At 59.5% G+C, this 304-nt stretch carries 1 protein-coding gene; it reads left to right on the forward strand.

Annotation, left to right across the window (positions count from 1 at the left end; translation table 11 throughout):
- A partial coding sequence (locus HEN21_RS22710; protein WP_183082968.1) for a phage tail tube protein occupies positions 1–304 on the forward strand: 304 nt, incomplete at both ends.

Here is a 304-nt window from a genome sequence, read left to right on the forward strand (position 1 = left end):
CTATAAAATCCGCTTCCCGAACGGCACGGTCGATGTGTTCCGTGGCTGGGTCAGCCGTATCGGTAAGGCGGTGACGGCGAAGGAAGTGATCACCCGCACGGTGAAGGTCACCAATGTGGGACGCCCGTCGATGGCTGAAGATCGCAGCACAGTAACAGCGGCAACCGGCATGACGGTAACGCCAGCCAGTGCTTCCGTAGTGAAAGGGCAGAGCACCACGCTGACCGTGGCATTCCAGCCGGAAGGCGTAACCGACAAGAGCTTCCGTGCGGTGTCTGCGGATAAAACAAAAGCCACCGTGTCG

The organism is Escherichia sp. 93.1518 (assembly GCF_013368915.2).
GTDB lineage: Bacteria > Pseudomonadota > Gammaproteobacteria > Enterobacterales > Enterobacteriaceae > Escherichia > Escherichia ruysiae.